Below are 25650 nucleotides of genomic sequence, written 5' to 3'. Positions count from 1 at the left end.
CGATGTTATGGAGTGGTGAGTGCACGGACGACAGCGGAGCCGAAGTCGATGTCGTCGGACGTGGCGAGGTGGTCGTAGCTGCCGCCGGTCTGCTCGGTCAGGGTCTGGAGGGTCTGGCTGCCCGTGCCGCCGACCACGATCACATCGATACGGACCGGACGCGATTCGTCGGTCGCCGCGGCGATGCGGGCGACCAACTGATCGTCGGTCACCGCCGAACCGTCGTCGGGTCCATCGGTGATCACCAGTATCGAATTGGTGCGGCCGGGGGCGTAGTCGGCGACGGCGGTGTCGTAGGCGGCGATCAGTGACAGATATGCCTGGTCGACGTGGTTGGTTCCAGGACGTATGGCACCGAGTTCGCTACCGAGAGTCGTTCGCTGGTCGGCGGTGAGCAAGGCGGTCGGAGCCGCCATCCGAAAGGGGGCGGCGCTGTCGAGGTTCTCGCCGAAAGTCCACACGCCGAGGCCGAATTCTGGCGGCATCACCGTCATTGTGGACGTCAACGCGGTCAGAACGTTCGACAGTCGAGTGGTCGCGCCCTCTGCGGTCCTCATCGATGCGGATGCATCGACCAACACGGTGGAGCGCAACCCCAGAACCGGGTTCGCCATGGTAGCGCGCAGCGCGTCCAGCGCAGCTCGTGACGGGACGGCGACCTCGGCCTGCGGGGAGTCACTGAAACCGGCCTCTCGGAAAGTCTGCACCCATTGCGGTTGCCGCAGGTAGTCGGTGAACAGTCCGGCGAGAAGATTCTGCGTATCGTCCACCCAAGTCCCGGACATCACCGCGGCCGGATGGTCCGCTATCGGCGACGAGCCCGGCGGACGATATCCGACCAGCCCCGAGTGATCGGCCAATTGCTGTTCGCTGGTGGCGACCGCGTGCACCGACGCCTCCCGTGGCGCGACCGATGACAGCGTGGCCGCTGTGTCGGACGCCTCCGGCGCGTGAGCGGCCAGCGTGGAAATGGCCGATACCACCTGACCGGACTGCGCCGCCTGCACGCTGATCGGATCGACACCGGACACGACCCCGCCGACAGCTGCCGCGACCGCCAGCGTGGAGTCACCATCCGGAAGGGCCAGGCGTAGACCGCCCCAGCCGGACAAGCCGAGTTCTGCGAGACCATCGTTTTGGAGGCGTGGCAGATCGGCCCAGGACGTCTCGGCCTGCTCCATCGCACGACCCAACTCTGCAGGTACGGCGAGCACGATCGGGCTTGCGGCCACCGAGACGGGTGTCCCTTCGATCAGGCCCGGGACTCGCATGGACTCGATCGAGCGGGTCGAATCGGCGATCCACAGCGCCGGCTGCGGACCCAGCGCGTCATCCCACGGGTCGCCGCTGCCGAACGCCGAGACGATCGCTGCGGACGGTTGCGCCGTCACCACGACCCGTGCGCAATGGTCACGGACCTGCGGACGGGTTGCGTTGTAGCGTTCGGCAACGGCTTGTACCGGGGCTGCGATGCCCGGGTCCGCGGTCACGTGCAGCGTCGAGACACCTGCCACACACTCGGCGGCTGCCGCGCCCACTTGATCGGCCGCGCGATCGCGCAGCTGCAACCAGCCAATGACGGTCGCGACCAGCAATGTGATGGCCACCACTGCGATAACCGGACCTTTGCTGACCCCCCGGGACCGGGTTCCGCTGCGATGACTACCCACGGTTTCAGTGTATGGTCACCCGTGTCGAGCTCGGTCGGCGAGGTTCCCGCGCGCTGCGCGGCCCGACGAGTCGCGGCAGACCACGATCGCGAGCCCGAGATCTGTGGTGGACGTCTCGTCGGTGCATGCCTCATCGGCGAACCACGCGCCCCCGGTCGAATTCGCGCCCGCCCCAGACGCCGGATTGTCCTGTGCGGGACGCGAAATCACCGCACGCATCGAAGATCGGGCACTGCGCGCAGATTGTCCTGGCATGGTCGAAGTCCTGAGACGGGTGAGGAAACCAGGCCTCGTGGTCGGGGTCGGCGCGACACGAGGCATGCTGCCACCCCCGGGAGTCCGAGAGTGGCAGCAGACCGATCAGGGTCGTCGGCACAGCGGCATTCGCAGGGCGAGTCATCGCGCATTTCTCCGGGTTGGCGTTGGGTGGAATCGGCGCTCAGCCGAGTTCCTGGCGGCGGCAGTCGTCCGGTTCGTTGCTTCGAGCATTCATCGACATTCCGAATGCGTCGCCCGTGCTCGTCGATCGTGTCGGTTCTGCGTGCATTCGTCGTATCGAATCCTGAATCACTGCCGCTCCTCCTCCCATTGCTCGGTGAGCTCTCGCGATGTGGTGGTCTGGCTCGGATCTTTCTCATCGATCCGAAGTCCAGGGTGACCCGGAATCATGGTGGCCCGGGAAACCATGGTGGCACAGAGTTTCGCCGCTGTCGGGTGAATTTTCCGTCGACGACGACGGCTCGGTGGGTCGCCGGGTGGGTGGACCGGACCCGCTGTGAAATGTGTTCGGCTGTTCAGAGGTTCCCGACGACGTGTTCGAGGCGCTGGGCCACGAGCTCACGCGCCTTGTTGCGCAGGGCGGGTCGGTAGCCGCTCGGATATACCGGGTCGGCCGGCGAATAGTCGCGCAGCAATTCCTTCGCGAGGGTGATCTTGTGTACCTCGGTCGGCCCATCGGCGATGGCCATGACCTCGGCGTAGCCGAGCATGTCCATGAATGGTAGGTCTCGGCTGACCCCGATCGCGCCGTGCAGGTGCAGTGCGCGTTGGGCGACATTGTGCATCACCGTGGGCATCGCGACCTTGATGGCAGCGATGTCCTTGCGCACCTTCCGATAGTCTTGCTCTTTGTCGATACGCCATGCCGTGCGCAGTACGAGTAATCGGAACTGTTCCATCTCGATCCAGCTGTCCGCGATCCGCTCCTGGGTCATCTGTAGCCCCGCCAGCGGGCCGCCGCGCATCGGACGTGACACCGCTCGTTCGGCCATCATGTCGAACGCTTTGCGCACCAAGGCGACTGTGCGCATTGCGTGATGCACACGGCCGCCACCGAGCCGAGTCTGGGCGACCGCGAAGCCTTCTCCTTCGGTCCCCAACAGGTGGTCTGCGGGGACGCGCACGTCGGTGAAGCGCAGGTGGCCCTCGTGTTCGCTGAATCCGGGCACGTGAAAGTTCTTGACGATTTCCAGTCCGGGAGCGTCGGCCGGCACGATGAACATGGACATGCCGCGATATGGGCTGACATCCGGGTTGGTCACCACCATCACGATGTGGAAGCTGGCGAACTGTGCGTTCGAATTGAACCACTTCTCGCCGTTGATCACCCAGTGATCGCCGTCGCGTACCGCGCGGGTGCGGAAGAGAGTCGGATCCGATCCCCCTGTCGGCTCGGTCATCACGTAGCAGGAGCCGACCTCACCGGCCAAGAGCGGGTCGAGGTAGGTCTTCTTCTGCTCGGGGGTGCCGTAGTGGGCGAGAATCTCCGCATTTCCGGAATCCGGTGCCTGGCAACCGAAGACCGACGGCGCCCATACCGACGTACCCAGCACCTCGTTGAGCAACGCCAGCTTCAACTGCCCGTAGCCCGGACCACCCAATTCCGGCCCGAGATGACAGGCCCACAGACCCTGCTGTTTGACCGCATCCTTGAGTGGACCCATGAGCGACATTGCCTCACGGTCGGTGCGGTCGTACGGGTTGGGATAGAGCAGGTCGAGTGGTTCCACTTGGGTGCGGACGAACTCGGCCGCCCATTCCAGTTTGTCTCGGTATTCCGGTTCGGTTTCGAAATCCCACGCCATGGTCAGCCTTTCGTGTTGCGGGCGGAGTCGGTAGCCACGCCGTCGAGCAGCGTGGTGGCCACGATCCCGGCGATCTCGTCGGGCGAGTGATCACCGTGCGGTCGGTACCAGAGCGCCACCATGTTGAGCATGCCGAGCACACTGTTGGCCACCACGTGGTCGTTCGTGTGGAGCTTCTTCTCGGTGTAGCCGGCATCGATGACCCGCTGCCAGCAGTGCTGGATGCGGTCGCGCAGATCTTGGAGTTCTGCGGCGCGTGTGCCGGTCAACGCACCGAGATCACGAAGCTGAACAGCCACTTCCCGCCGGTGGCGAACGATCAGTCGGATATGACTGTGGATCAGTTCGTCCAACATGGTGATCGGATCCTCGTGACCGTTGGCGATCCGTTCGGCGTCGACGAGCATCACCTGGGTGTAGTCGCGCAGGATCTGCCAGAGCAGCTCCTCTTTGGAGCCGATGTGGTAATACAGCGCTCCCCGTTGCACATCGGCGCGCGCACCGATCTCGGCCACGCTGGTGGCGTGGAAGCCCTGCTCGGCGAACAGTTCGATGGCCGCCCGCACGATGCGTTCCTTCGTGTCGCGCGCGCTCGATTCGGCGGAGGGCGGGCGGCCTCGTCTGCGCGCCGGGGTGGTCATGGGCGTGGTACCGAACTCCCGATCCAGATGAAATGTTCTGGACGGTACATTAGATGGTGTGCGCGCTATGATCAAGGGGCCGTCCGGCCGATCGTGGTAGTCCTGCCGAGGAAGCGTTCGTCCAGTGCCGGCGTGCCGGCCCGGTTACTGCGGCGGAAGAGGGCGGACGGTGTGCACGACGACCCATACCCCGCGACGCCACTACCCGCGGGTAACATGGCGGTGTTTTCCCACTCGGCTTTCTCGGAAGTGAGGCAGTAGATGACACAGCGGACTCAGGTCGGCGGGCTGCAGGTGGCCACCGTTCTCCACGAGTTCATCGAGAACGAGGCGCTCCCCGGTTCCGGCGTGGATTCCGCCACATTCTGGGCTGGCGCCGAGCAGGTCATCACCGATCTCGCCCCGCGCAACCGCGCTTTGCTGGCCGAACGTGATGAAATCCAGCGCAGAATCGACGCGTGGCACGCCGATCACCCTGGAGCGGACTACGACAGGGCCGCGTACAAGAATTTTCTGACCGAGATCGGTTACCTCCGTCCCGAGCCCACCGACTTCCAGATCTCCACTCAGAACGTGGATGACGAAATCGCCGCCACCGCGGGCCCGCAACTCGTGGTGCCGGTGATGAACGCGCGGTTCGCGATCAATGCGGCCAATGCACGGTGGGGATCGCTGTACGACGCGTTGTATGGCACCGATGTCATCGGTGAGGACAACGGCGCGACGCGCGCCGGCGGCTACAACAGGGTGCGTGGCGACAAGGTCATCGAGTGGGCGCGCAACTTCCTCGACGACGCGGTCACCTTGATCACCGGTTCACATATTGGATCGAGGTACTACAAGATCGTCGACGGTGAGCTGGAGGTCGGCCTGGAGGACGGCACCAGTATCGGGCTGGCCGACGCGACGCAGTTGGTCGGATACCGCGGCGAGCCGCAGGCGCCGAGCGCTGTGTTGCTGAAGCACAATGGCCTGCACATCGAGATTCGGATCGATGCGGATTCGGCCGTCGGCGCCACCGATACCGCGGGCGTCGAGGATGTCGTGCTGGAGTCGGCCGTCACGACGATCATGGATTTCGAGGACTCCGTGGCCGCCGTGGATGCCGAGGACAAGGTGTTGTGTTACCACAACTGGCTCGGCCTGATGCGGGGTGACCTCGCCGAGAAGGTCACCAAAGGTGAGCAGACCTTCACTCGCACCATGAACCCCGATCGGGTCTATACCGCGGTGAAGGGCGGTGAACTGGCGCTGCACGGACGGTCGCTGTTGTTCGTGCGCAATGTCGGTCATCTGATGACCTCCGATGCAATTCTCGACCCCGCGGGTAACGAGGTGCCAGAAGGTATCATGGATGGGCTGATCACCTCGCTGATCGCCAAGCACAGCCTTCTCGGTGATGCGGCCTTGGCCAACAGCCGCACCGGATCGGTCTACATCGTGAAACCGAAGATGCACGGCCCGGACGAAGTCGCGTTCACCACCGAGTTGTTCGGCCGAATCGAGGATGTGCTCGGGCTGGACCGCAACACGCTCAAGGTCGGCATCATGGACGAAGAACGCAGGACCACAGTGAACCTCGCAGCGTGCATCCAGGCCGCTGCGGAGCGTGTCGTGTTCATCAACACCGGCTTCCTCGATCGCACCGGCGACGAGATCCACACCTCGATGGAGGCCGGGCCGATGGTGCGCAAGGCGGATATGAAGTCGCAACAGTGGATCCTGTCCTACGAGGACTGGAATGTCGACACCGGCCTGGCCGCGGGACTACCCGGCAAGGCGCAGATCGGCAAGGGCATGTGGGCCATGCCGGACCTGATGGCCGACATGCTCGCGCAGAAGATCGGTCACCCGCGCGCCGCGGCGAACACCGCGTGGGTTCCTTCGCCGACCGCCGCGACGCTGCACGCAACCCATTACCACCTGGTCGACGTCTTCCAGCGGCAGCGGGAGATCGCCAAGGGCGGTCGACGCGCCACAGTGGACCAGATACTGCAGGTTCCGTTGGCGGTGGAACCGAACTGGACCGACGAGCACAAGCAGCAGGAGCTGGACAACAACTCGCAGTCGATCCTCGGCTACGTGGTGCGGTGGATCGACCAAGGCGTCGGCTGTTCCAAGGTGCCCGACATCAAGGATGTCGCACTGATGGAAGACCGTGCGACCCTGCGCATTTCGAGTCAGCTGATGGCGAACTGGCTGCGCCATGGCGTCGTCACACGTGACGAGGTGGTGGCGAGTCTGGAACGGATGGCCCCCGTGGTGGACCGGCAGAATGCCGGCGACTCCAGCTATCGCGCCATGGCGCCGGATTTCGAGGGGAGTATCGCTTTCCAGGCGGCCAAGGAACTGATCCTGGAAGGTACCGAGCAGCCCAACGGCTATACCGAGCCGATTCTGCATCGGCGACGCCGGGAGGCGAAGGCTAGGGCCACCGTCTGATCTGTGTGTAGTACGAATCCCCCGGTCCGAGACCGGGGGATTCGTACGTTGCGGGGCATCGGTGAGCGTCGACCTCGGCGACCGATCACTGCATCGGCTCCGCGCCGCGTTGCATCAGCAGTATGCCCATCAGCCCCACCTCCTGACTCTGCGCATGGATCATGGAGCGGGCGATCTGCTTGACCGGGCCGGATTCCACGAGCTCGTCGATGGCCTGCGCCATGACGATGCCGCCCTCGTGATGGCGCATCATCAACTGTAGGAACAGGATTTCGGCCTCCAGCCCGCGTGCTGCGGCCAATGCGTCGAGTTCCGCGGTGCTCGCCATACCCGGCATGCTTGCTGCGGCATCGGCCGTCCCCGGGTTCGCCGAGACCGCCTTCCGATGTCCATGAGCCACGGGTTCGGTGGTATGCATCCACGCCATTGGATGCGTGGAGACCGGGGCCGCGTCGGCGAGACGCAGCCACCCGAGCATCGTGCCGATCTCCACATGCTGAGTGTGGTCGATCTGTTCGGCCAGCCGGCGGATCGTCGGATCGACGGCGCTGTCGAGTCGCTGCACCATGATCAGTGCTTGTTGATGGTGCACGGTCATATCCTGCACGAAGCCGATTTCCGTAGTGGTGAGAATCGGTGGTGTCGAACCGCTTTCCGGAAGAACCAGCGGTCGTAGTGCGGCGCCGAGCACGAGCAGCATGAGGATCACTGAAGCTGTGGCTGCGGTGAGCATTCGCGGCGACATCGCTACGACCCGACCACCGACCGCTGATCCGACGGTGGCGAGTACACGTTGTTGTCCAATTGCAGCACCATGAATCCGTTGTCCGAGCACGAGACGTAGAGTTGCGAGCCGCGCCACTCGGGCGGTGAGAAGCACCAGTCGGTGGACAGGTCGCCGCCTACGAGATTTCCGGTACGCGAGGTGGTGGCGTCGAGCGGGTCGAACTGCCCTTCCAACACCGATCGCAGGACCGACGGTGTACTCATCAACGGAATTCCGATGTTGGAAGCCAGCGCGTGGGGTGAATTCCATAGGTTCGGGTTCTGGCCGGTGCGTGCTGGGGGGTTGTAATAGGCAATTTCACGAATGGCATAGGGATCACGGATGTCGAAGACCCGTATTCCCGAGGAGATCCAGCCACAAGCCAGCGCGGTGGGGTTGTACTCTCGGTCGGCGGCGCAGTAGTGCGATTCGTACGCGAAGGCCGCACCACCCATGGACGAGCCGACATTGCTGTCGATGTGTTGCGGTAGATTGATCTCCAGCTTGATCTTGTTGGCCACCCGCGGGGCGGTTTCGTCGGAGAGATCGATGAGTTTGACACCACCGGAACCGCCCTCGTCGACGGTGTAGAGGTAGGGCTTGCCGGCATAGGTGACCGGAACGCTGTGTTGCGTCGCCCAGCCGTCGGTCCAGAACACCCGGCCCATCTGGGGTACCAGAGGATTCGGGTCGCGTCGCTGCACTGCGCTGATGTCGAGCACGGTGAATCCGCCCAGTGCAGAGAGGTACATTCGATTGCCGTCGGGGCTGATGCCGAACCCGTGCGCCTCGATGCCGGTCATTCCCTGCCAGATCACGCGCGGGTTCGTCGGATCGGTGAGGTCCACCGCGCTGAGGAAGCCCGGGACGAGTCCCGACGCCCAGTAGGTGTTTCCGTCAGGAGAGAAGCCTCCCTCGTGGGTTGTGATCGGCAACGGCATGAGCAGATTCGTCCCTGGACCCGGGTTGAGCAGCCGCGGGTAGGCACAATCGGAAATGTCGTACACCGATAGATATCCCGCGCCTACCAACGTCGGGACACCGGTGCCTACCAAGAGCTTTCGCCTGGGGTTCACCTTCAGGCTTTCCCAGGTGCCGGCGAGCATCGCAGGTTCGGCCAGGGTGACCGTCGGGCGTGGGTTGGCCGGATCGGACACGTCGATCACTTGAACGCCGCGCTGCTCGTTCATCAGGCTACCGGGAAGAACGGAACCGAGGTAGGCGCAGTGCTCGAAACTTGTGGATGTGATGCCACCGCCACGACCAGGGAATCCGCCGACGAAGGACATGTTGCAGCGGTAGCCCTGTGTGCTACGCCCGCTGTCGCGGTCGGCAGCGGGGACGTCGCCCTGCAATCCGCTTTCCGGAGCCGAGCCCGGGCCGCAGTCCGCCCGGGGGACCGAGCTGCGCCCGACATCGAGGAACTCTCGGACGTTGTTCTGGAGGTCGGGCTGGGGTGCGGCCGATACGCTCGAGGGCAATAGCATCGCCGTCAGGATGCCGATGGTGAACGTGGTCACTAGTTTTGCGCGGCAGAATCGAGTCATTGGGAGCATCGTTGCGTCCCCCCCAACTTCGTCATCGGAGTGCAGGTGCGCAGTGACTGGGACAGTCCATGGCACATGTCGAATGGTAATGGGGCTCACCGACTCCGGGGTTGGTTTCGGCGAATTCCCAGTTCACACACCCGGTTCTCCCGTGCGCCTGCTCCATGACGCGTGCCTGCAGCGACGATCGTGATACACCGGAAGTGGCGCTGTCTTCGGCCGGAACCAACGGTTCGTCACAGACACCGAATCACGCCGGGTCGCGTACCGCTGCCAGCACGGCGGCGGAGCCGGCGCTACGATCGTGAGGCTTCCCGAGTCTGTGCCGCTTCCCGAGTCTGTGCCCGCAGCGCTTCTATGTTCTCCAGCAGACGCAGTCGAAGGATGTTCCCGCGGCCGGAGAGTGTCGACTGTTGCCGGACGTAATCTGCCCGTCCTGCCGGTGTTTCGATCGGGATCGGCAGGTAGCCGTATTCGGACAGATCATACGGGCTGGCACGCATATCGAGTTCGCGGGCGGCGCAAGCCAACTCGAAGCAATCCATCAGCAGTTCCGAGGAAATCAGCGGAACCAGCTTGACCCCCCACTTGTACAAGTCCATGTTCGCATGGAGGCAGCCGGGTTGTTCCCGCTGGATCTGGTCGGCGCGAGTCAGTGGTTCACTGTTGCGGCCGACGGCTGCCGGGGTGAAGAAGCGGTAGGCATCGAAATGTGTACAGCGCAGCGACATCGATTCGACCACAGCATCGGTGGCCGCACGCCCCAGTCGCAAGGGCACCTGCTGGTGGCGGATGGCCTCGGTGCGATACACCATCGCCCACTCGTGTAAACCGAAGCAGGACAAATGCGCAGGTCGGGACACGGTAGCGCGCAATAGATCCGCGATGAAGACGAGAGTGTCGTGGCGCTTGGCCAGAAAGGCGGAGTCGACCGCGAAGACGGCCCCGGGCCTCGACTCGCTCGCCGCGCCCACGTACTCGCGCGCGATGTCGTTTGCACCGACGCGGCGATATCCGCGCACCCCCTCGTATTCGGCGGCGTCCGCTAGCCCGATCCCATAGCCCGGGTGCCAACGCCGTAATCGGGCAGGCTTGTGACCGTAATAGGTGAACAGGAAGTCGATCACCGGGTGCGGTAGGCCCCGGGCTCGTCGTGCGAAGTAGGCGCCGGCCACCTGGTCGAGTCGGGCGTGGTGTGCGGCAGCGGCCGACCGCCAGCGCGGACCGGTCAGTATTCGGACGGTCACGTGGTCACCTCGTGACGACAGCAGGCTGGGGTGGTCGCCCGGTGGTCCATCATTCGATCACCCGGTGCGTTCCGTCCCGGACGGTGCCCACGAATTCTTCCACCAGATCCTCGAGAGCCACGATACCGGTGGTGTTCCCCCGCTCATCGACCACTCGGCCGAGGTGGCTGCTGGTGCGGCGCAGACGTGCCAAGGCCTCGTAGAGGGTGGTGCCCATGCCCACCGTGGGCAGTGGTCGGATGTCGGTACGCGGGATCGTGGTCGTGGGTCCGGCGGTGTCGTCGGCTACCTTGTCGAGGACGTCCTTGACGTGTAGGTAACCGACCAGCGAACCGTCGTTCGCCTGCACCGGGTAGCGGGAGAACCCGGTCTCGGCCACAGCGGATTCGATATCGCCGAGTGTGGTCCCGTTGCCGTGCAGCGGAACCGAGCGTGTCGCCGCCAACCGCACCATCACGTCGCCGACCACCCGGTCACTGGTACCGAGTGCTTGGGTGAGGCGCCGGTGCTCCTCTTCGTCGAGCAGGCCCTCCGAGCGCGACTCCCCGATCATCTCGGCCAGTTCGACCGAGGACACTGTGGCCTCGAGCTCGTCCTTGGGTTCGATCCGCAACAGACGCAGTGACAGGTTGGCCGCCCAGTTGTACAGCGCGATCGGTGGGCGCGCCAGCCGCAGCCAGATCAGGTGGACCGGAACCAGCAGCAGGGCACTGCGTTCCGGTCCGGCCAATGCGATGTTCTTCGGGATCATCTCACCGAACAGGATATGGAGGACCACGACGATGGCCAGCGCAACGGCGAAGGCCACTGGGTGCAGCAGCTGGTCCGGCAAACCGAGTACCTCGAATGGACGTTCGAGCAGGTGTGCAACGGCCGGCTCGCCCACGCGCCCGAGCAGAATCGAGCAGATCGTAATGCCCAACTGGGCGGCCGCGAGCATCATCGATAGATTCTCACCAGCCCGAATCACGGTGTTCGCGTTCCGTTTTCCCTGCTCGGCCAACGCCTCCAGTCGGTCGCGTCGGGCGGAGATGAGGGCGAATTCCGCAGCGACGAAGAAGGCGTTGCCGCCGAGCAACAGGATGGTGAGTACCACACCGAACACGTCACCCATTGCTGTGTTCCTCCGTTGCGACGGCGCCGGCGGCGACCGGGATCAGGCGCACACGGTCGATGCGTCTGCCATCCATCCGGTCGACACGGGCAATCCAGCTACCGTCGCCGTCGCTTTCGCCCTCGGTCGTAGCCCATTGCGAGCGTGGAGTCGGCAGTGCGACTTCATCACCTGCCACCGGGATGCGACCCAACCTGGTCAATACCAGACCACCCAGCGTCTCGTATTCGCCGCCCGGGGCGTCGTATCCGGTCGCGCGGGACACTTCATCGACCCGTAGCAGGCCCGAGCAGTCCCAGCCGTCGGAGACACGCCGCACATCACGCTCTTCCTCGTCGTGTTCGTCGCGGACATCGCCGAGGATCTCCTCGATGATGTCCTCCATGGTGACCATTCCTGCGGTGCCGCCGTATTCGTCCACCACCAATGCAACCTGCATGCCGTCGGCGCGGATGCGTTCGAGCACTGCGTCACCGTCGAGGCTGTCGGGCACGATCGGAACGGGGCGGGCCAGCAGCGCCACCGGAACGGTCCCGCGCGCGCTCGGATGGTGCGTGAAGGCCTGTTTGACGTGTACGACGCCGAGAGTGTTGTCGAGATCGCCGTCGATCACCGGGAACCGGGAGTAGCCGGTGTGACCGGCCGCGGCGAGGAGATCGGCGATGGTGTCGTCCTTGTCCAAGGATTCGATCTTCACCCGCGGTGTCATCAGTTCTTCGGCGCTGCGCGCACCGAACTGTAGCGAGCGGTCCATCACCTGCGCGGTGCGCTGGTCGAGCGCGCCGCGCAGGGCCGAGGTGCGCACCAAGGATCCGAGCTCCTGGGGCGAACGCGCGGAGCGCAACTCCTCCGCCGGTTCCACGCCCAGGCCGCGGACGACGCCATTGGCTGTGCCATTGAGGAAGCGGATCATCCACTTGAACACCATCGAGAAGGCGATCATCGGGCCGGCCGTCGCACGAGCGGTGGCCAGCGGCTCGGCGATGGCAATGTTCTTGGGTACCAACTCGCCGTAGATCATCGAGAGCGAGGTGGCTGCGATCAATGCCACGGTGAGCGCGAGGCCCCCGGCGACGGCGTCGTTCAGCCCGATCGCGCCGAGTAGCGGGTGCAGCAGCCTGGCCAGGACCGGTTCGGCGATATAGCCGGTGCACAGGGTGGTGATGGTGATGCCGAGCTGGGCGCCGGACAGTTGGAACGACAAGGTTCGGTGCGCCTTGCGCACCATGCGCGCGCGCACGTCACCGGTGCGGGCGTGCGCCTCGACGGAGCTGCGTTCCAGCGCGGTGAGGGAGAATTCGGCGGCAACGAACAGAGCGGTGCCGGCGGTGAGCGCGATGAACCCGATCAGACTGAGCACAGTGAGCGCGACGGACATCGTCAACACCACCTGACTGATGCCGGGAAACGGTCTGTGCAGAATAGAGCTGCCGTGCGGAAGGGGACGCCGGGTTTGTCACCCGGCTCGGTAGAGGAGCCCTCCTGTGCGGCGCCCTCGGACGCGGGTGACAACTGGTTCCTTTCGCGAAAAGTAGGGTTGCGCCGGTGTCCGGCAATCACCATGCTACCGGCCCGCGTGGTCGCACGCGGGCGCCGGTGCGCTGTCGAACGTTGTGTCGACCTTCACCACCCGCTCGGCAGCGGGCGTCCCTCGGCGAAACCGGCCGCCGACTGCACACCGATCACCGCCTTGTCGTAGAACTCGCTCAGGTTGCGAGCGCCAGCGTAGGTGCAGGCGCTGCGGACACCGGAGCAGATGTGGTCGATGAGATCCTCGACGCCGGGGCGTTCGGGGTCCAGTCGCATTCGAGAACTGGAGATGCCTTCTTCGAACAGTGCTTTTCGTGCGCGGTCGAATTCACTGTCGGAGGCGGTGCGGGCAGCGACGGCGCGTTTGGACGCCATGCCGAAGCTCTCTTTGTACATATTGCCGTCCCGGTCGACACGAAGGTCGCCCGGAGACTCGTAGGTGCCGGCGAACCAGGACCCGATCATCACGTTGGACGCTCCTGCGGCCAGAGCGAGTGCTACATCGCGGGGATGGCGTACGCCGCCGTCGGCCCACACACACGCGCCGACTTCTCGTGCAGCCTGCGCGCATTCGGCGACCGCGGAGAACTGCGGCCGGCCGACACCGGTCATCATCCGGGTGGTGCACATCGCCCCCGGGCCCACACCGACTTTGACGATGTCCGCACCTGCCGCGGCGAGCTCTTTGGTGCCCTCGGCAGAGACCACGTTGCCTGCCACCAGCGGCACGCCGAGCCCGAGGTCACCGAGGAGAGTCAGAGTTTCGAGCATCTTGGTCTGATGACCGTGGGCGGTGTCGACCACGAGGAGGTCGGCGCCCGCGTCGACCAGGGACTTGGCTTTGGCGGCCACGTCGCCGTTGATTCCGATCGCCGCTGCTATGCGCAGCTCACCGGACGCGTCGACCGCGGGCTGGTAGATGCCTGCACGAAGGGCGCCGGTGCTGGTGAGCGCTCCGGCCAAGGAACCGTCCTCGCCGGTCAGCACTGCGAAGTCTGCGTGTTCGGCGTGCAGCAGGTCGAACAGGTCACGGGGGCTGGTATTCGCCGGTGCGTGTACGAAATCGGTGAGGGCGATCTCGCGCAGCCGGGCAAAACGGTCGACGTCGGCGCAAGCGGTTTCGGTGACCACACCCACCGGCCGGCCATCGTCGATCACGACGACGGCGCCGTGGGCGCGTTTGTGCATGAGTGCGACGGCTTCGGAGACCGAGCGATCGGGTCCGAGGGTGACGGGTGTGTCGATCGTGAGCGATCGGCTCTTGACGAACGCGATGGTGTCGGCCGCGGCGGTGATCGGCAGGTCCTGGGGGAGTACGACCAACCCGCCGCGGCGGGCCACGGTCTCTGCCATTCTGCGACCGGCGACAGCGGTCATATTGGCCACGACGATCGGGATGGTGGTGCCCGATTCGTCGTCGGTCGACAGGTCGACGTCGAAGCGCGAGGCGATGTCCGTCCGGTTCGGAACGAGAAAGACGTCGTCGTAGGTGAGGTCATAGGGCGGCTGGTGACCAGGGAGAAAGCGCACTCGAGCGATGATAGCCCGACCGAGGTCGTCCGGGGTGGTCAGCGGGTTTTGCTGGATGCACCGGCCCGACCCGATGTCGGGTTCGGTCGGCGGCGCGACTTCTTCCCCCGGCCGGCGTCGGGCCCGTCGGCCGGGCTGTGTCTGCGGGTCGACGCTCGGCGTGCGGCGCTTCGTACCTCGGGTGTCGGGGTCGGCGAGGTCGGGTCGGCTATCGGAACGGGGCGACCGGACGGCTGCCGTGCTCCGGTGATCTCGATCAGCCTCTGCTCACCCGGGCCGACCTCGACGCCATCGACCTCGATACCGGCTTTGCGCATCATCGCCTGGACATCGTGGCGTTGGTCGGTCAACGCCAGGGTGACCACCACGCCGTCCGCTCCAGCGCGCGCAGTACGACCAGCGCGATGTAGGTAGGCCTTCGGTTCGGCAGGCGGATCGACATGGACGACCAGGGACACGTCGTCGATGTGTATGCCGCGTGCTGCAACGTCGGTGGTGACCAGCACCGGCACGGAGCCATCGCCGAAGGCCGCGAGAGTGCGGGCACGATTGTTCTGCGCCTTGCCGCCATGGAGTGCGCCGGCGGTCACGCCCGCAGTGCGCAGTTGCTTGGCGAGCCGGTCGGCGCCGTGCTTGGTGCGAACGAACATGATGGTTCGGCCGTCCCTGGCGGCGATCTCCGCGACGACCGCACGCTTGGTGGGTTTGTCCGGCACATACAACACATGGTGCGCCATGGTCGTGACCGACGCCACGGCCGGCGTGGTGGCATGCAACACCGGCTCGCGGAGATACCGATGAACCAGCGTGTCGATCTCGCTGTCCAAGGTGGCCGAGAACAGCAGGCGTTGGCCGTCTCGGGGCGTGCGGTCGAGCAGCCTGCTGACCTGCGGTAGAAAACCCAGGTCGGCCAGGTGGTCGGCCTCGTCCAACGTGGTGATGGCCACATCGGACAGGTCGGCGTATCCGTGCTGGAGCAGATCGGCGAGCCGCCCCGGCGTGGCGATGAGCAGGTCGACGCCGTGGCCGAGTCGGGCCGCGTGGCGCTTGATCGGCAAGCCGCCGACCACCGCGGCGATGCGTAGCCCGAGCGCGAGCGCCGGGCCGTCGAGCGCTCGCTCGACCTGTGCGGCCAGTTCCCGTGTCGGAACCACGACGAGGCCCCGTGGACGGCCCGGCCGGGCCGGTTTCCCCGCCAGGCGGGTGAGCATCGGCAGGCCGAAGGCCAAGGTCTTGCCGGACCCGGTCGATGCCCGACCGAGCACGTCTTTGCCGGCCAGGGCGTCGGCCACCGTGGCGGCTTGGATCGGAAAAGGGGTCTCGATGCCCTCGCGTCGCAGCGCCTGGACGAGCACGGCGGGTAGGCCCAGCCCGGCGAAGGAGATCACGCCAGGTGTCGTGGCGGCGGTAGTCGAGGGGATCACGGGGTGGGAGTGCCTTTCGTTGCACAACGCGTTCGATGGGGAATGCGTTGCTCGGTGAGAGTGAATGCGGTTGTGTACCGCTGTGTGGTCTCGACGCGGTCGCTGTGTGGCTGTGGCGCGGTTCGCCGGGCGCGTGCAGCCGACACGGTCGATCATGGGACGGACCAGCGCCCAGGATACGTGTTGCCGGGTCAACTCTGGAACAGCCGACTGATTTCCACGAGCCAGGGCACGGCCACAGCGTGTGTCGGTACCACCAGAATGGCAACCGATCCGAGGTAGGCGGCCGTAGCGATCCGTACGTCGCCGATCTGGTTGCTCAGTCGTTGGATGCGAATGAGTGTGGTGGGGCCGCCCGCGGCGAGGGCTCCCTGCGGGGCAGTGGACTTCGCGCACGCGACCAGGGCACGCGCCAGAGGTTTCGGCCCGGTCACTTTGACCGCGGAATCGTCGGCGAGCAATTCGACGAGCAGCTTCACCGAACCCAGTGCTGCTCTGCTGCGCACTATCCGGGGAAATGCTTCGTGCACCGCGGTGAACGCCTCCAGGACCAGATCATGCCGTGCCCGCAGATGGGAGCGCTCGTGGGTGACGATCGCGGTGACCTCGGCCTCGGCGAGATTGGCGAAGGTGCCTTCGCTGAGGACGACGCGTTGGCGCAATCCGGGCAGGCAGTAGGCGATCGGTTCGGGGGCGGCCAACACTCGGATGTCGGCGGCAGGTCGATAGGGGCCACTCTGGTCGAGTAGGTCCACGAGCATACGGTGGCGCGCGCGCCGCCTGCGGGTGTGTACCGCGACCCGGATGATCGCGTAGCTCAGGCGGGCGCCGACCAGGAGCGTGAGTCCGAACACCAGTACGTAGGCCGACCACAGGGGGAGGCCGAGCGCGTCGATTTCGCGCGTCGGGGATGTCGTCGGCCGTCCGTCCGGGCCGGGTACCAAGAGTTCGGCTGCGATTGCCAGCCCGGACCCGAACGCGCTGAGCACCGCGGCCAGCGCGATGGCCTGCCAGAGCACCAACGCTGCGCGGGGAGTCCGGAGAGTCCAGGTCGCCCGGCTGAGCGCGGCCGGGACAGGCCCCGCGAGAAGCAATGCGAGTCCGGCGAAGACCGGCGCGGTTGCGTTCATCGACTCAGCTCACTGCATCGTGGGGCCAGGGTGGCCGAGGGGCTACTGTGGTGGAGCCGAGTCCTCGGTTGCTTCGAGCTTAGCGAGTGCCTCCCGAAGTGCGTCGGTCTCGTTCTTTCCGACTTGCTCGACGAAGTGCACCAGCGCGGCGGCTCGACTCCCCGCCTCCTCTGCTTGCTGTAGGGCGTCCACCATCAAACTCGCCACGAGTTCGTCCCGAGTGTGCACCGGCGCGTAGCGGTGTGCTCGGTCGTCGCGTCGCTGGACCACGAGGTTCTTTTTCGCAAGGCGCTGCAGCACGGTCATCACCGTGGTGTACGCGAGCTCACGGCGTGCGGCGAGGGCCTCGTGCACTTGCCGGACCGTTTGTGGTTCGTCAGCCGACCACAATTGGCCCATGACCGCTTTCTCGAGTTCACCAAGACCTGTCATCCCATAATCTTACGCAAAATTTTCGATGCGTACTACACGGTGTCGTAACGATGTGCGTGGCGTGTGCCGCGTGTCACGCGATGGGACCGGGGGCTGTCGGTCCGCCTGCTGCGCCCCGCACGTGTCTGGCACCGATCGGCACGATCATCGGTCTGCCGGAGATCGGGTCTTCGAGCACCGTCGCATCGAGATCGAAAACCTCCCGCAACAACTCCACCGACACCACCTCGGTCGGGGTGCCCGTGGCGACGACGCGACCCCGGTGCATGACGACGAGTTGGTCGCTGTATCGGATGGCGAGGTTCAGGTCGTGCAGCACCAGGACCACCGTGCGTCCCAGATCGGCATGCAATCGGTCGACCAGATCGAGGACCTCGATCGAATGCGCCAGATCGAGGTAGGTGGTGGGCTCGTCGAGTAGCAGGATGTCGGTGCCCTGGGCCAAGGCCATGGAGATCCACGCGCGCTGGCGCTGCCCGCCGGACAATTCGTCCAGTGGGCGATCGGCCAGATCGGCGACTCCGGTCTGCTCGAGCGCAGCCGCCACTTCGGATTCGTCCGCGGCAGACCACTGCCGCAACCATGACTGGTGCGGGTGGCGACCGCGTGCGACGAGGTCGCCGACGGTGAGTCCTTCTGGGGCGAGCGGCGACTGGGGGAGCATACCGATGATCCGGGCCACGTCTTTGGTTCGCAGGGTCGAGATCGCTTTACCATCCAACAGGATTCGGCCGGCGCGTGGATGCAGTAGGCGGCCCAGGGAGCGCAGCAGAGTGGATTTTCCGCAGCCGTTCGGTCCGATGACCGTGGTGATCACGCCGGCCTGGATGGTCACACTCAGTCGGTCGACGATCGTGTGTTTGCCATAGCCGAGAGTGACGCGATCGGCGGTCAGTCGGGTATCGGTGTGGGTCATGACAGCGTCGCCTTTCTGTTCACGCGCACGAGCAGATACAGCAGGAAAGGGCCGCCGAACATGGCGGTCACTATGCCGACGGGGAGCTCGACCGGGAACAGCGTGCGTGACACCACATCCGCGCCGATCACCATGACGGCTCCGATCAGCGCGGCGCCGACAAGAGGTTCGCCGGGGGTGCGCAACAGGCGCCGGGCGACCTGCGGTGCGGCGAGAGCGACGAAGCCGATCGGCCCCGCTGCAGCGGTTGCGACCGATGCGGCGACCACGGCCGCGCCGAGTAGTAGTGCCTGCTGGGTCTGAATCCGCACTCCGAGTGCGCGCGTGGTCTCCAGGCCGAGTCGTAGCGCGGCGACTGTACGCATGGAGCCGGTGGCGACCAGGGCGACGAAGCCGGTGGCGATCGCGGCCGGCGCCAGGTGCGCGGCGTCTGCGGCATCGAGTGATCCGCTCAGCCACAGCTGTGCCCGGTGCGCGTCGGCCAGGCTGGCGCGGGTGAGCAGCCAACTGACGCCCGACATCAGCAGTGCGTTGAGGCCCACGCCGATCAGCACCAATCGCAGTCCGGTGGTGCCGTGCCCGCCGGGGGTGGCACGACTCCACGAGAGCCCATAGATCACTACCGCAGTGAGCAGTCCGCCCGCGAGCGCGGCCAGCGGTGTGCCGATCGATGCGGCCGCCGAGGCGCTCGCGCCACCGGTGGTGACCACCGCGGCCACCGCGCCCAGACTCGCACCGGAGGTTATGCCCAGCAGATCCGGCGCGGCCAGGGGATTGTGCAGGATGGATTGGGTCAGCGCGCCGGCGATACCGAGCGCGACTCCGACCACAAGGGCGGTGAGGGCGCGAGGTAGCCGAGACTCCAGCACGATGAAGCGCTGGGCTCTGGTGCCACCGCCGGTCAGCACGTCCAGCACGTGCCCGAGCGGTAGGCCCGACTCGCCGACCGCGATATCGAGGCACAGCAACGCGAAGGCCAGCGTCGTGAGCACGGCGACGGTCAGTGCCAACCGTGGTCGCCACACCGTCGACAGCGGTCCGATGCGCAGCGCCGGTCGGGTGGGCACGGCGTCCTTCGGTGGTGTCGACGTCACGGACTCACCAGCTTCCGGCGCCGAACTACTGCGATGAAGTACGGCGCGCCGAGCACGGCGAGCATCACCCCGACTTCCAACTCGCCAGGACGGACCACTACACGGCACACGATGTCGGCGACCAACAACAGCAACCCGCCCAGCAGGCCGGAGTACGGAATCAGCCAACGGTAGTCCGGCCCGGTCATCACTCGAGCGAGGTGTGGAACGACGAGTCCGAGGAAGGCGATCGGCCCCACCGCCGTCGTTGCGGCGCCGGCGAGCAGCACCACAGCGGCCAGTCCGAGTGCTCGGCTTCGCCCGACGTGCACGCCGAGCCCACGGGCGACCTCGTCGCCGAGGTCGAGCAGGTTCAGCCGCGGCGCGGCCAGCAGCGCCAGCACGACGCCCGCCGTGAGGAACGGCAGTACCTGCCAGAACACTGCGCCGTCGCGACCTGCGACCGTTCCGACAACCCAGAACCGGTAGGTATTCGATGCCGTGGAGTCCGACAGCACCACGGCGTTGGTCAGCGCTTGCAGGAATGCGGTCACCGCTACGCCTGCGAGCACCAGGCTCAGCGGACTTGCCCTGCCGCCGCGGATGGTCGAAGCACCGAACACCGCGACTCCGGCCACGAGCGCTCCGGCCAGTGCGAACCAGATGTACTGTACCGGGGTGCCGAAGGAGAACAGGTACACGCTCAGCGCAGCGACGAACGCCGCGCCGGCGTTGAGTCCGAGTATTCCGGCGTCGGCGAGGGAGTTTCGGGTGTAGCCCTGAATGAGCGCCCCGGCAATGCCCAGCGCGGAACCGCACGCCAGCGCGAGGGCGGTGCGTGGGAGGCGCAGACCGCGCACGATCTGTTCCTCGGTCGAGCGTGCTGCGCAGGTGAACGGTCCCCCGGAGCAGGTCACCGCATGGTGCAGGGCGTCGAATACGGTTCCCGGAGCGAGGGAACGGGCGCCGATCGCGACACCGGCTACCACGGTGAGCGACAGCAGGACGGCCACGGTGAAGAGTCCGGACAGGCGACGCCGCCGCACGGTGGCGAGGGTGGTCACGGCGACAGACGACTCCTGTTCACGAGTACGGACAAGCGTGGTAAGCCTAACCTAGTTTTCAGGTCGATCGGAATCGGTTGCTTACTTAGGTAAGCCTGGCCTACTATGGTACCGGCGTTCGGATCGAGTGTGTCCCGAGGGCTGCGGCGACCCCGATCCCCTGCCGCGGCGGGCTCCGTTCATCGCTGGAGCCCGCCGCTCTTCCCTCGTCCACCGGCCCATGATGGCGGCCTCTGTGACCTGTGCGACAGTGGCTGCATGACACAGCAGGAAACGCCGCAGATCGGTTCGCCGGCGGACATTACGCCGGAGCAGATGAACGCCTTCAGCGAAGGCGTGTTCACCGATGTGATCGGTTTGCGCTATACCGAGGTCACCGCTGACCGGGTGTGCGGCGAGTGGATAGTCAAACCCCACCTCTACCAGCCGGCTGGTATCCAGAACGGAGGTGTGTACTGCACGGTCATCGAATCGCTCGCCAGCGTCGGGGCCGGTGTCTGGCTCGGTGATCGGGGCACGGTGGTCGGCGTGAACAACAACACCGACTTCCTGCGCGCTGTCCGCGACGGCACGTTGCTCGGTGTGGCGACTCCCGTGCACCGGGGCCGGCTGCAGCAGTTGTGGCAGGTAATCATCACCGATGAGCAGCAGCGGGTTGTCGCTCGGGGACAAGTACGAATACAGAACCTGCCCCACCGTGGCTGAGGGCGCTCGCGCGACGCCCGAGTGAACAGGCGTGCCACAATATCCATCACCCCGCCACTGCGACCCGGTGAGGAGCCCGGATGCGACTGTCGCCGCACGAGCAGGAGCGCCTGCTGCTCAGCTACGCCGCCGAACTTGCTCGACGACGGCAAGCGCGCGGATTGAAGCTGAATCACCCGGAGGCGGTCGCGATGATCACCGACCATGTACTCGAGGGGGCGCGCGACGGGCGCACTGTCGCAGAGCTGATGTCTTCGGGGCGAACGATTCTCACCCGTGCCGACGTCATGGACGGTGTGCCGGAAATGCTCCACGACATCCAGGTCGAGGCAACATTCCCGGATGGTACGAAATTGGTCACCGTACACCACCCGATCGGCTAGGAGCGTTGTGTGATTCCGGGCGAATTTCTCTGTGCCGAGGGCCGGATCGAACTGAACGTCGGGGCCGACCGGATCGAGTTGGATGTGCTGAACACCGGTGACCGGCCGGTGCAAGTCGGCAGCCACGTGCATTTCCCCCAGGCGAACGCCGCGCTGGAATTCGACCGTGCGGCTGCGCACGGACGCCGCTTGGATATTCCGGCAGGTACCGCGGTGCGGTTCGAACCCGGTCTCGGTCAGCGAGTTTCACTGGTACCTCTGGGGGGCCGTCGAGAAGTGCACGGCATCAGCTCCCCTCCTCCCGGCCGACTGGACCGACCGGCGTGAGCGGTCGGGTACACGAGCGGCAGCGCAGCGTGATCATGCAGAGGTCCGCTCGTGTCGGAAAGGATGCAGCATGACCGACCTGAGTCGTACTCGCTACGCGGAACTGTTCGGACCGACCACAGGTGATCGCATCCGGCTCGCCGACACCGATCTGCTGATCGAGATCACCGAGGACCGCAGTGGTGGCCCGGGGCGCGCCGGTGACGAGGCCGTATTCGGTGGCGGTAAAGTGCTGCGCGAGTCCATGGGCCAGTCCCGCGCAACGCGGGCCGAAGGCGCTCCCGATACCGTGATCACCGGCGTGGTGATCATCGATCACTGGGGAATCATCAAGGCGGATGTCGGAATCCGCGACGGGCGGATCAGCGCGATCGGGAAGGCGGGCAACCCGGACACCATGTCCGGGGTGGACGCGAATCTGGTCATCGGACCATCCACCGAGATCATCGCGGGCAACGGCCGAATCCTCACCGCGGGTGCGATCGATTGCCACGTCCACTTCATCTGTCCGCAGCTGATGGACGAGGCGCTCGGTTCCGGTATCACGACATTGATCGGCGGTGGAACCGGTCCGGCCGAGGGCAGCAAAGCGACTACGGTGACGCCCGGTGCGTGGCATCTGGCGCGGATGTTGGAAGCCACCGATGGTTGGCCGCTGAACATCGTCTTGCTCGGCAAAGGCAATACCGTCAGCGCCGAGGCCATGTGGGAGCAATTGCGCAGCGGTGCCTCGGGTTTCAAATTGCACGAGGACTGGGGTTCGACTCCGGCGGCGATCGATGCCTGCCTCACGGTCGCCGACGCCGCGGGCGTGCAGGTGGCGCTGCATTCGGACACCTTGAACGAGGCCGGCTTCGTCGAGGACACTCTCGCGGCGATCGCGGGGCGTAGCATCCACGCCTACCACACCGAAGGAGCCGGAGGCGGACACGCACCCGACATCATCACCGTCGCTGCGCACCCCAATGTGCTGCCCAGTTCGACCAACCCGACCCGTCCGCACACGATCAACACCCTGGACGAGCATCTGGACATGCTCATGGTGTGTCACCATCTGAGCCCCTCCATCCCAGAAGACCTCGCGTTCGCCGAGAGTCGCATTCGTCCGTCCACCATCGCCGCGGAAGATCTTCTCCACGATCTCGGCGCGATCTCGATGATCGGCAGTGATTCTCAGGCGATGGGGCGTATCGGGGAGGTCGTCTTGCGCACATGGCAGACCGCGCACGTCATGAAACGTCGTCGCGGCGCGCTGCAGGGCGACGGTGCCGCCGACAATGCCCGAGTCCGCCGCTACGTCTCGAAATACACGATCTGCCCGGCCATTGCGCACGGGCTCGACCGCGAGATCGGTTCGGTCGAGGTCGGCAAGCTCGCCGACCTGGTGTTGTGGGAGCCCGCCTTCTTCGGCGTCCGTCCGCATGCCGTACTCAAAGGCGGTGCGATCGCGTGGGCCGCGATGGGTGACGCCAACGCCTCCATTCCGACCCCACAGCCAGTGCTACCACGCCCGATGTTCGGCGCCGCCCCCACGAGCGCTGCCGCGACTTCTGTGCACTTCGTCTCCGAGCACGCGATCGAAGCGGGGCTCGCCGACCGGTTGCGGGTGCACCGCGACCTGATACCGGTCCGCAATGTTCGGCGCATCGGAAAGGCCGATATGCCGCACAACGACGCGATGCCACGCATCGAAGTCGAACCGGATACCTTCACCGTCCGCATCGACGGCGAGATCTGGCGCGAACAACCTGCCACGGAACTTCCTATGGCCCAGCGTTACTTCCTGTTCTGACACCGGCTGCTTTCCCATCGCCGTATAGCCCTCCGGCGGTATACAGCACGGCCGGTTCCTCGAATGGCGACGGACAATAGGCGAGGGTAGCTGGCAACGGGAGTGCGCACCTCTGCTTCGAGGGACAAGGTTCGAGCGGGGCTGTAGCAGGCTCGATACTTTCGAAAAACATTGCTATACAGCATAATCCGATTCTTGTGTATCGTGAGGTTGCCACTGGATGGCGTGCCGTCGAACACTTGGGCAAGCGATTGACCCGCTCCGATCGGCGAGTTACCAATGGTGGATGGCGCAATATGTGCGCCGGCCGACCAGCGAAGCGAGGTGAGCGGCAGATGCCGGATGACAGTATCGGTATCACCGGCCGAGCCGTTCGCACGCAACGGTGTGTGTCGGTACGTCGTTGAGGTTCGCCGATGATCAGAGGTTCGGTGTATTCGGCCGGGCCCCGGACCGGGCACGGATCTTCACGTCCGCCATCGATCGATGTCGCCGGGTGATCTCGGGTCACCTCGAGTGCGTCGCTTTGCGCCCGCGACTCGACTCGTACTGGTCGTGTCGTGACCGGCTCGTTCCCCGCGCTCGTGTGCGGTGGGGCGAGGTCCTCAGTCCGAACGAACAGCAAGTATTGGAGCCACTGCTATGGCCACAGAGGTCGGGCCAGTCCACATGCCTTGTATCGAGCCGATTTCGGCGAGTCGATGCGACGTCGGTCACCGGTCGGTGCACGGACCGGCAGGTAGGTGGCGATCGGCGGCATTTTCGTCGATCTCGCGCGGTTCTTCCTCCGAGCAGTAGTCGATGACCACCTTCCTCGACACCGCCCCGGTCGATCATTTCGACACCGAAGTGCTGCAGCAATATTGGATTCCCGTTGCCAGGGACGACGTCGATACCGCTGCCGTGCTGCGAGAACGGCTCGGAATCGATTTCGCCGCCGCGCGCGGCCAGGTCGACGACAGCGACGGCTTCCGGTATCTCCCGGTGGCAGCCATCTACGAGCGCGCCGAGACCGTGGAACGCGAAACGATCGTTTTCGCCTTGAGCAGCGAATTTTTGGTGACACTGCAACCGTCGGAGCACTTCCTTCCATTCGACCGCGCGATCGAGAAGATGAGTGGCAACACCACACTCGCTCGCTCGGCCCATGGCGTGATGTATGCACTGTTCTGGGCGCTGAACGAGGCGTCGAGCCGAGTGGTTCACCACGCCAGCACAGAGTTGGACGCGATACGCCACACGATCGAGACGCGAAGCCGTACCCGCGATCGGCCGGGCGGCCGGATCGCCGTCGCCGACCTGCACTCCGTGGTATCCCGGATGAACGCCCTGGAACACATAGCCGCACGCACCCAACAGACCCAACTCCACCTGGCGCGCGGGGCGCGCCACCTACAGGCGGCGCTGGGCGCGCGAGGCGAACTCCACGACCTGATCGGGACACTCGTCGCCGAGATCGAAGAGGTGCGACAGCGTGCCGTTCTCGAGCACGGCACGATCTGCTACCTGCAGCAATCCGTGATCACCGAGCTGGCTGCCACGCAGAGCCGGGTCGTGGAGCTGGTCACCGTCGTCGTCGCGACCATCCTCCCGCTGACAGTGGTCATTGCGTGCCACTGGGCCACGTGGGCGTGGATACCCGAATCGTCGTGGCAGCATCGATCCCTGGCGACCGCTCTGATGACCCTGGCAGTGGGGGCGATCCCAGCGGTCTACCTCCAGTGGAAGCGGCGGCACCGAATCGTCGCTGCGCGCGACTGAGGGGCAGCGCCGGTTGAGCCTCATGTCGGATGTCTCACAACCGGAGTGGTCTGCCTCGGCAACCTGGGTGTC

Annotated in this window: 22 protein-coding genes; 6 read left to right on the top strand and 16 right to left on the bottom strand. The window is 65.5% G+C overall.

What is annotated here, in order from left to right:
* Window positions 1–5 precede the first annotated feature (5 nt).
* From K940_RS0113915 to K940_RS0113895, 4 genes are all read right to left on the bottom strand, one after another.
* Window positions 6–1670 (bottom strand): substrate-binding domain-containing protein, encoded by a 1665-nt coding sequence (locus K940_RS0113915; protein WP_196812197.1) that lies wholly within the window; start codon window positions 1668–1670, stop codon window positions 6–8.
* A gap of 130 nt (window positions 1671–1800) precedes the next feature.
* Window positions 1801–2070 carry a WhiB family transcriptional regulator gene (locus K940_RS31625; protein WP_081706353.1) on the bottom strand — a complete coding sequence of 90 codons (270 nt, stop codon included), beginning with the start codon at window positions 2068–2070 and terminating at the stop codon, window positions 1801–1803.
* 394 nt (window positions 2071–2464) lie between these two features.
* A complete protein-coding gene (locus tag K940_RS0113900; RefSeq protein ID WP_028478048.1) occupies window positions 2465–3754 on the bottom strand; it encodes an acyl-CoA dehydrogenase family protein in 1290 nt (429 codons plus the stop codon).
* A 2-nt stretch (window positions 3755–3756) separates the two neighbouring features.
* The gene (locus K940_RS0113895) at window positions 3757–4395 is read right to left on the bottom strand and encodes a TetR/AcrR family transcriptional regulator (RefSeq protein WP_028478047.1); all 639 of its coding nucleotides are present in this window, start codon (window positions 4393–4395) and stop codon (window positions 3757–3759) included.
* A 261-nt stretch (window positions 4396–4656) separates the two neighbouring features.
* Between K940_RS0113895 and K940_RS0113890 the strand changes: the two genes are divergently transcribed.
* Entirely contained in the window at window positions 4657–6837 is a 2181-nt protein-coding gene (locus K940_RS0113890) for a malate synthase G (RefSeq protein WP_028478046.1), read from the top strand.
* Window positions 6838–6922: 85 nt separating this feature from the next.
* Here the strand turns inward: K940_RS0113890 and K940_RS0113885 are convergent, their stop codons facing one another.
* From K940_RS0113885 to K940_RS0113830, 12 genes are all read right to left on the bottom strand, one after another.
* Window positions 6923–7582 carry a DUF305 domain-containing protein gene (locus K940_RS0113885; RefSeq protein ID WP_028478045.1) on the bottom strand — a complete coding sequence of 220 codons (660 nt, stop codon included), beginning with the start codon at window positions 7580–7582 and terminating at the stop codon, window positions 6923–6925.
* Window positions 7583–7584: 2 nt separating this feature from the next.
* On the bottom strand, window positions 7585–9090 hold the full coding sequence (locus K940_RS0113880; RefSeq protein ID WP_051407185.1) for an LVIVD repeat-containing protein: 1506 nt from the start codon (window positions 9088–9090) through the stop codon (window positions 7585–7587).
* Between the two features lie 356 nt (window positions 9091–9446).
* A complete protein-coding gene (locus K940_RS28295) occupies window positions 9447–10397 on the bottom strand; it encodes a 3-methyladenine DNA glycosylase (protein WP_231390367.1) in 951 nt (316 codons plus the stop codon).
* A gap of 49 nt (window positions 10398–10446) precedes the next feature.
* Window positions 10447–11511: a hemolysin family protein gene (locus K940_RS0113870; RefSeq protein WP_028478043.1), complete on the bottom strand. Its 1065-nt coding sequence runs from the start codon at window positions 11509–11511 to the stop codon at window positions 10447–10449.
* Window positions 11504–12889 (bottom strand): hemolysin family protein, encoded by a 1386-nt coding sequence (locus tag K940_RS0113865; RefSeq protein ID WP_036528599.1) that lies wholly within the window; start codon window positions 12887–12889, stop codon window positions 11504–11506. Before K940_RS0113865 ends, K940_RS0113870 begins: the two co-directional genes overlap by 8 nt.
* 245 nt (window positions 12890–13134) lie before the next feature.
* Window positions 13135–14571, bottom strand: coding sequence for a GuaB1 family IMP dehydrogenase-related protein (locus K940_RS0113860; RefSeq protein ID WP_028478041.1), 1437 nt, complete (start codon window positions 14569–14571; stop codon window positions 13135–13137).
* A 38-nt stretch (window positions 14572–14609) separates the two neighbouring features.
* Entirely contained in the window at window positions 14610–15995 is a 1386-nt protein-coding gene (locus tag K940_RS28290; RefSeq protein WP_051407174.1) for a DEAD/DEAH box helicase, read from the bottom strand.
* Window positions 15996–16186: 191 nt separating this feature from the next.
* Window positions 16187–17125, bottom strand: coding sequence for a M56 family metallopeptidase (locus K940_RS0113850; RefSeq protein WP_028478040.1), 939 nt, complete (start codon window positions 17123–17125; stop codon window positions 16187–16189).
* 42 nt (window positions 17126–17167) lie between these two features.
* Window positions 17168–17557: a BlaI/MecI/CopY family transcriptional regulator gene (locus K940_RS0113845; RefSeq protein ID WP_028478039.1), complete on the bottom strand. Its 390-nt coding sequence runs from the start codon at window positions 17555–17557 to the stop codon at window positions 17168–17170.
* A 73-nt stretch (window positions 17558–17630) separates the two neighbouring features.
* Entirely contained in the window at window positions 17631–18473 is an 843-nt protein-coding gene (locus K940_RS0113840) for an ABC transporter ATP-binding protein (protein WP_028478038.1), read from the bottom strand.
* Window positions 18470–19567 carry an iron chelate uptake ABC transporter family permease subunit gene (locus K940_RS0113835; RefSeq protein WP_028478037.1) on the bottom strand — a complete coding sequence of 366 codons (1098 nt, stop codon included), beginning with the start codon at window positions 19565–19567 and terminating at the stop codon, window positions 18470–18472. Before K940_RS0113835 ends, K940_RS0113840 begins: the two co-directional genes overlap by 4 nt.
* Window positions 19564–20610 carry an iron ABC transporter permease gene (locus K940_RS0113830; protein ID WP_028478036.1) on the bottom strand — a complete coding sequence of 349 codons (1047 nt, stop codon included), beginning with the start codon at window positions 20608–20610 and terminating at the stop codon, window positions 19564–19566. Before K940_RS0113830 ends, K940_RS0113835 begins: the two co-directional genes overlap by 4 nt.
* 258 nt (window positions 20611–20868) lie before the next feature.
* On the opposite strand from K940_RS0113830, the gene K940_RS0113825 reads away from it, so the two are divergent.
* The 5 genes from K940_RS0113825 (at window position 20869) to K940_RS0113795 (ending at window position 25578) form a co-directional block, all read left to right on the top strand.
* Window positions 20869–21315: a PaaI family thioesterase gene (locus K940_RS0113825; RefSeq protein ID WP_028478035.1), complete on the top strand. Its 447-nt coding sequence runs from the start codon at window positions 20869–20871 to the stop codon at window positions 21313–21315.
* An 80-nt stretch (window positions 21316–21395) separates the two neighbouring features.
* Window positions 21396–21698 carry an urease subunit gamma gene (locus K940_RS0113820; protein WP_028478034.1) on the top strand — a complete coding sequence of 101 codons (303 nt, stop codon included), beginning with the start codon at window positions 21396–21398 and terminating at the stop codon, window positions 21696–21698.
* Between the two features lie 9 nt (window positions 21699–21707).
* The gene (locus tag K940_RS0113815; protein ID WP_028478033.1) at window positions 21708–22025 is read left to right on the top strand and encodes an urease subunit beta; all 318 of its coding nucleotides are present in this window, start codon (window positions 21708–21710) and stop codon (window positions 22023–22025) included.
* Window positions 22026–22095: 70 nt separating this feature from the next.
* On the top strand, window positions 22096–23817 hold the full coding sequence (locus K940_RS0113810; protein ID WP_028478032.1) for an urease subunit alpha: 1722 nt from the start codon (window positions 22096–22098) through the stop codon (window positions 23815–23817).
* Between the two features lie 801 nt (window positions 23818–24618).
* On the top strand, window positions 24619–25578 hold the full coding sequence (locus K940_RS0113795) for a CorA family divalent cation transporter (RefSeq protein ID WP_028478030.1): 960 nt from the start codon (window positions 24619–24621) through the stop codon (window positions 25576–25578).
* Window positions 25579–25650 lie beyond the last annotated feature (72 nt).

It is taken from the genome of Nocardia sp. CNY236, assembly GCF_000482385.1.
GTDB lineage: Bacteria > Actinomycetota > Actinomycetes > Mycobacteriales > Mycobacteriaceae > Nocardia.
This window is presented reverse-complemented; position numbering and strand designations above follow the sequence as displayed.

Coding starts and splice junctions, on each gene's coding strand:
- K940_RS31625 (WP_081706353.1), bottom strand. CDS start 2,070: ATGACTCGCCCTGCGAATGCCGCTGTGCCGACGACCCTGATCGGTCTG.
- K940_RS0113900 (WP_028478048.1), bottom strand. CDS start 3,754: ATGGCGTGGGATTTCGAAACCGAACCGGAATACCGAGACAAACTGGAA.
- K940_RS0113895 (WP_028478047.1), bottom strand. CDS start 4,395: ATGACCACCCCGGCGCGCAGACGAGGCCGCCCGCCCTCCGCCGAATCG.
- K940_RS0113890 (WP_028478046.1), top strand. CDS start 4,657: ATGACACAGCGGACTCAGGTCGGCGGGCTGCAGGTGGCCACCGTTCTC.
- K940_RS0113885 (WP_028478045.1), bottom strand. CDS start 7,582: ATGTCGCCGCGAATGCTCACCGCAGCCACAGCTTCAGTGATCCTCATG.
- K940_RS0113880 (WP_051407185.1), bottom strand. CDS start 9,090: ATGCTATTGCCCTCGAGCGTATCGGCCGCACCCCAGCCCGACCTCCAG.
- K940_RS0113870 (WP_028478043.1), bottom strand. CDS start 11,511: ATGGGTGACGTGTTCGGTGTGGTACTCACCATCCTGTTGCTCGGCGGC.
- K940_RS0113865 (WP_036528599.1), bottom strand. CDS start 12,889: ATGTCCGTCGCGCTCACTGTGCTCAGTCTGATCGGGTTCATCGCGCTC.
- K940_RS0113850 (WP_028478040.1), bottom strand. CDS start 17,125: ATGAACGCAACCGCGCCGGTCTTCGCCGGACTCGCATTGCTTCTCGCG.
- K940_RS0113845 (WP_028478039.1), bottom strand. CDS start 17,557: ATGACAGGTCTTGGTGAACTCGAGAAAGCGGTCATGGGCCAATTGTGG.
- K940_RS0113840 (WP_028478038.1), bottom strand. CDS start 18,473: ATGACCCACACCGATACCCGACTGACCGCCGATCGCGTCACTCTCGGC.
- K940_RS0113825 (WP_028478035.1), top strand. CDS start 20,869: ATGACACAGCAGGAAACGCCGCAGATCGGTTCGCCGGCGGACATTACG.
- K940_RS0113820 (WP_028478034.1), top strand. CDS start 21,396: ATGCGACTGTCGCCGCACGAGCAGGAGCGCCTGCTGCTCAGCTACGCC.
- K940_RS0113810 (WP_028478032.1), top strand. CDS start 22,096: ATGACCGACCTGAGTCGTACTCGCTACGCGGAACTGTTCGGACCGACC.
- K940_RS0113795 (WP_028478030.1), top strand. CDS start 24,619: ATGACCACCTTCCTCGACACCGCCCCGGTCGATCATTTCGACACCGAA.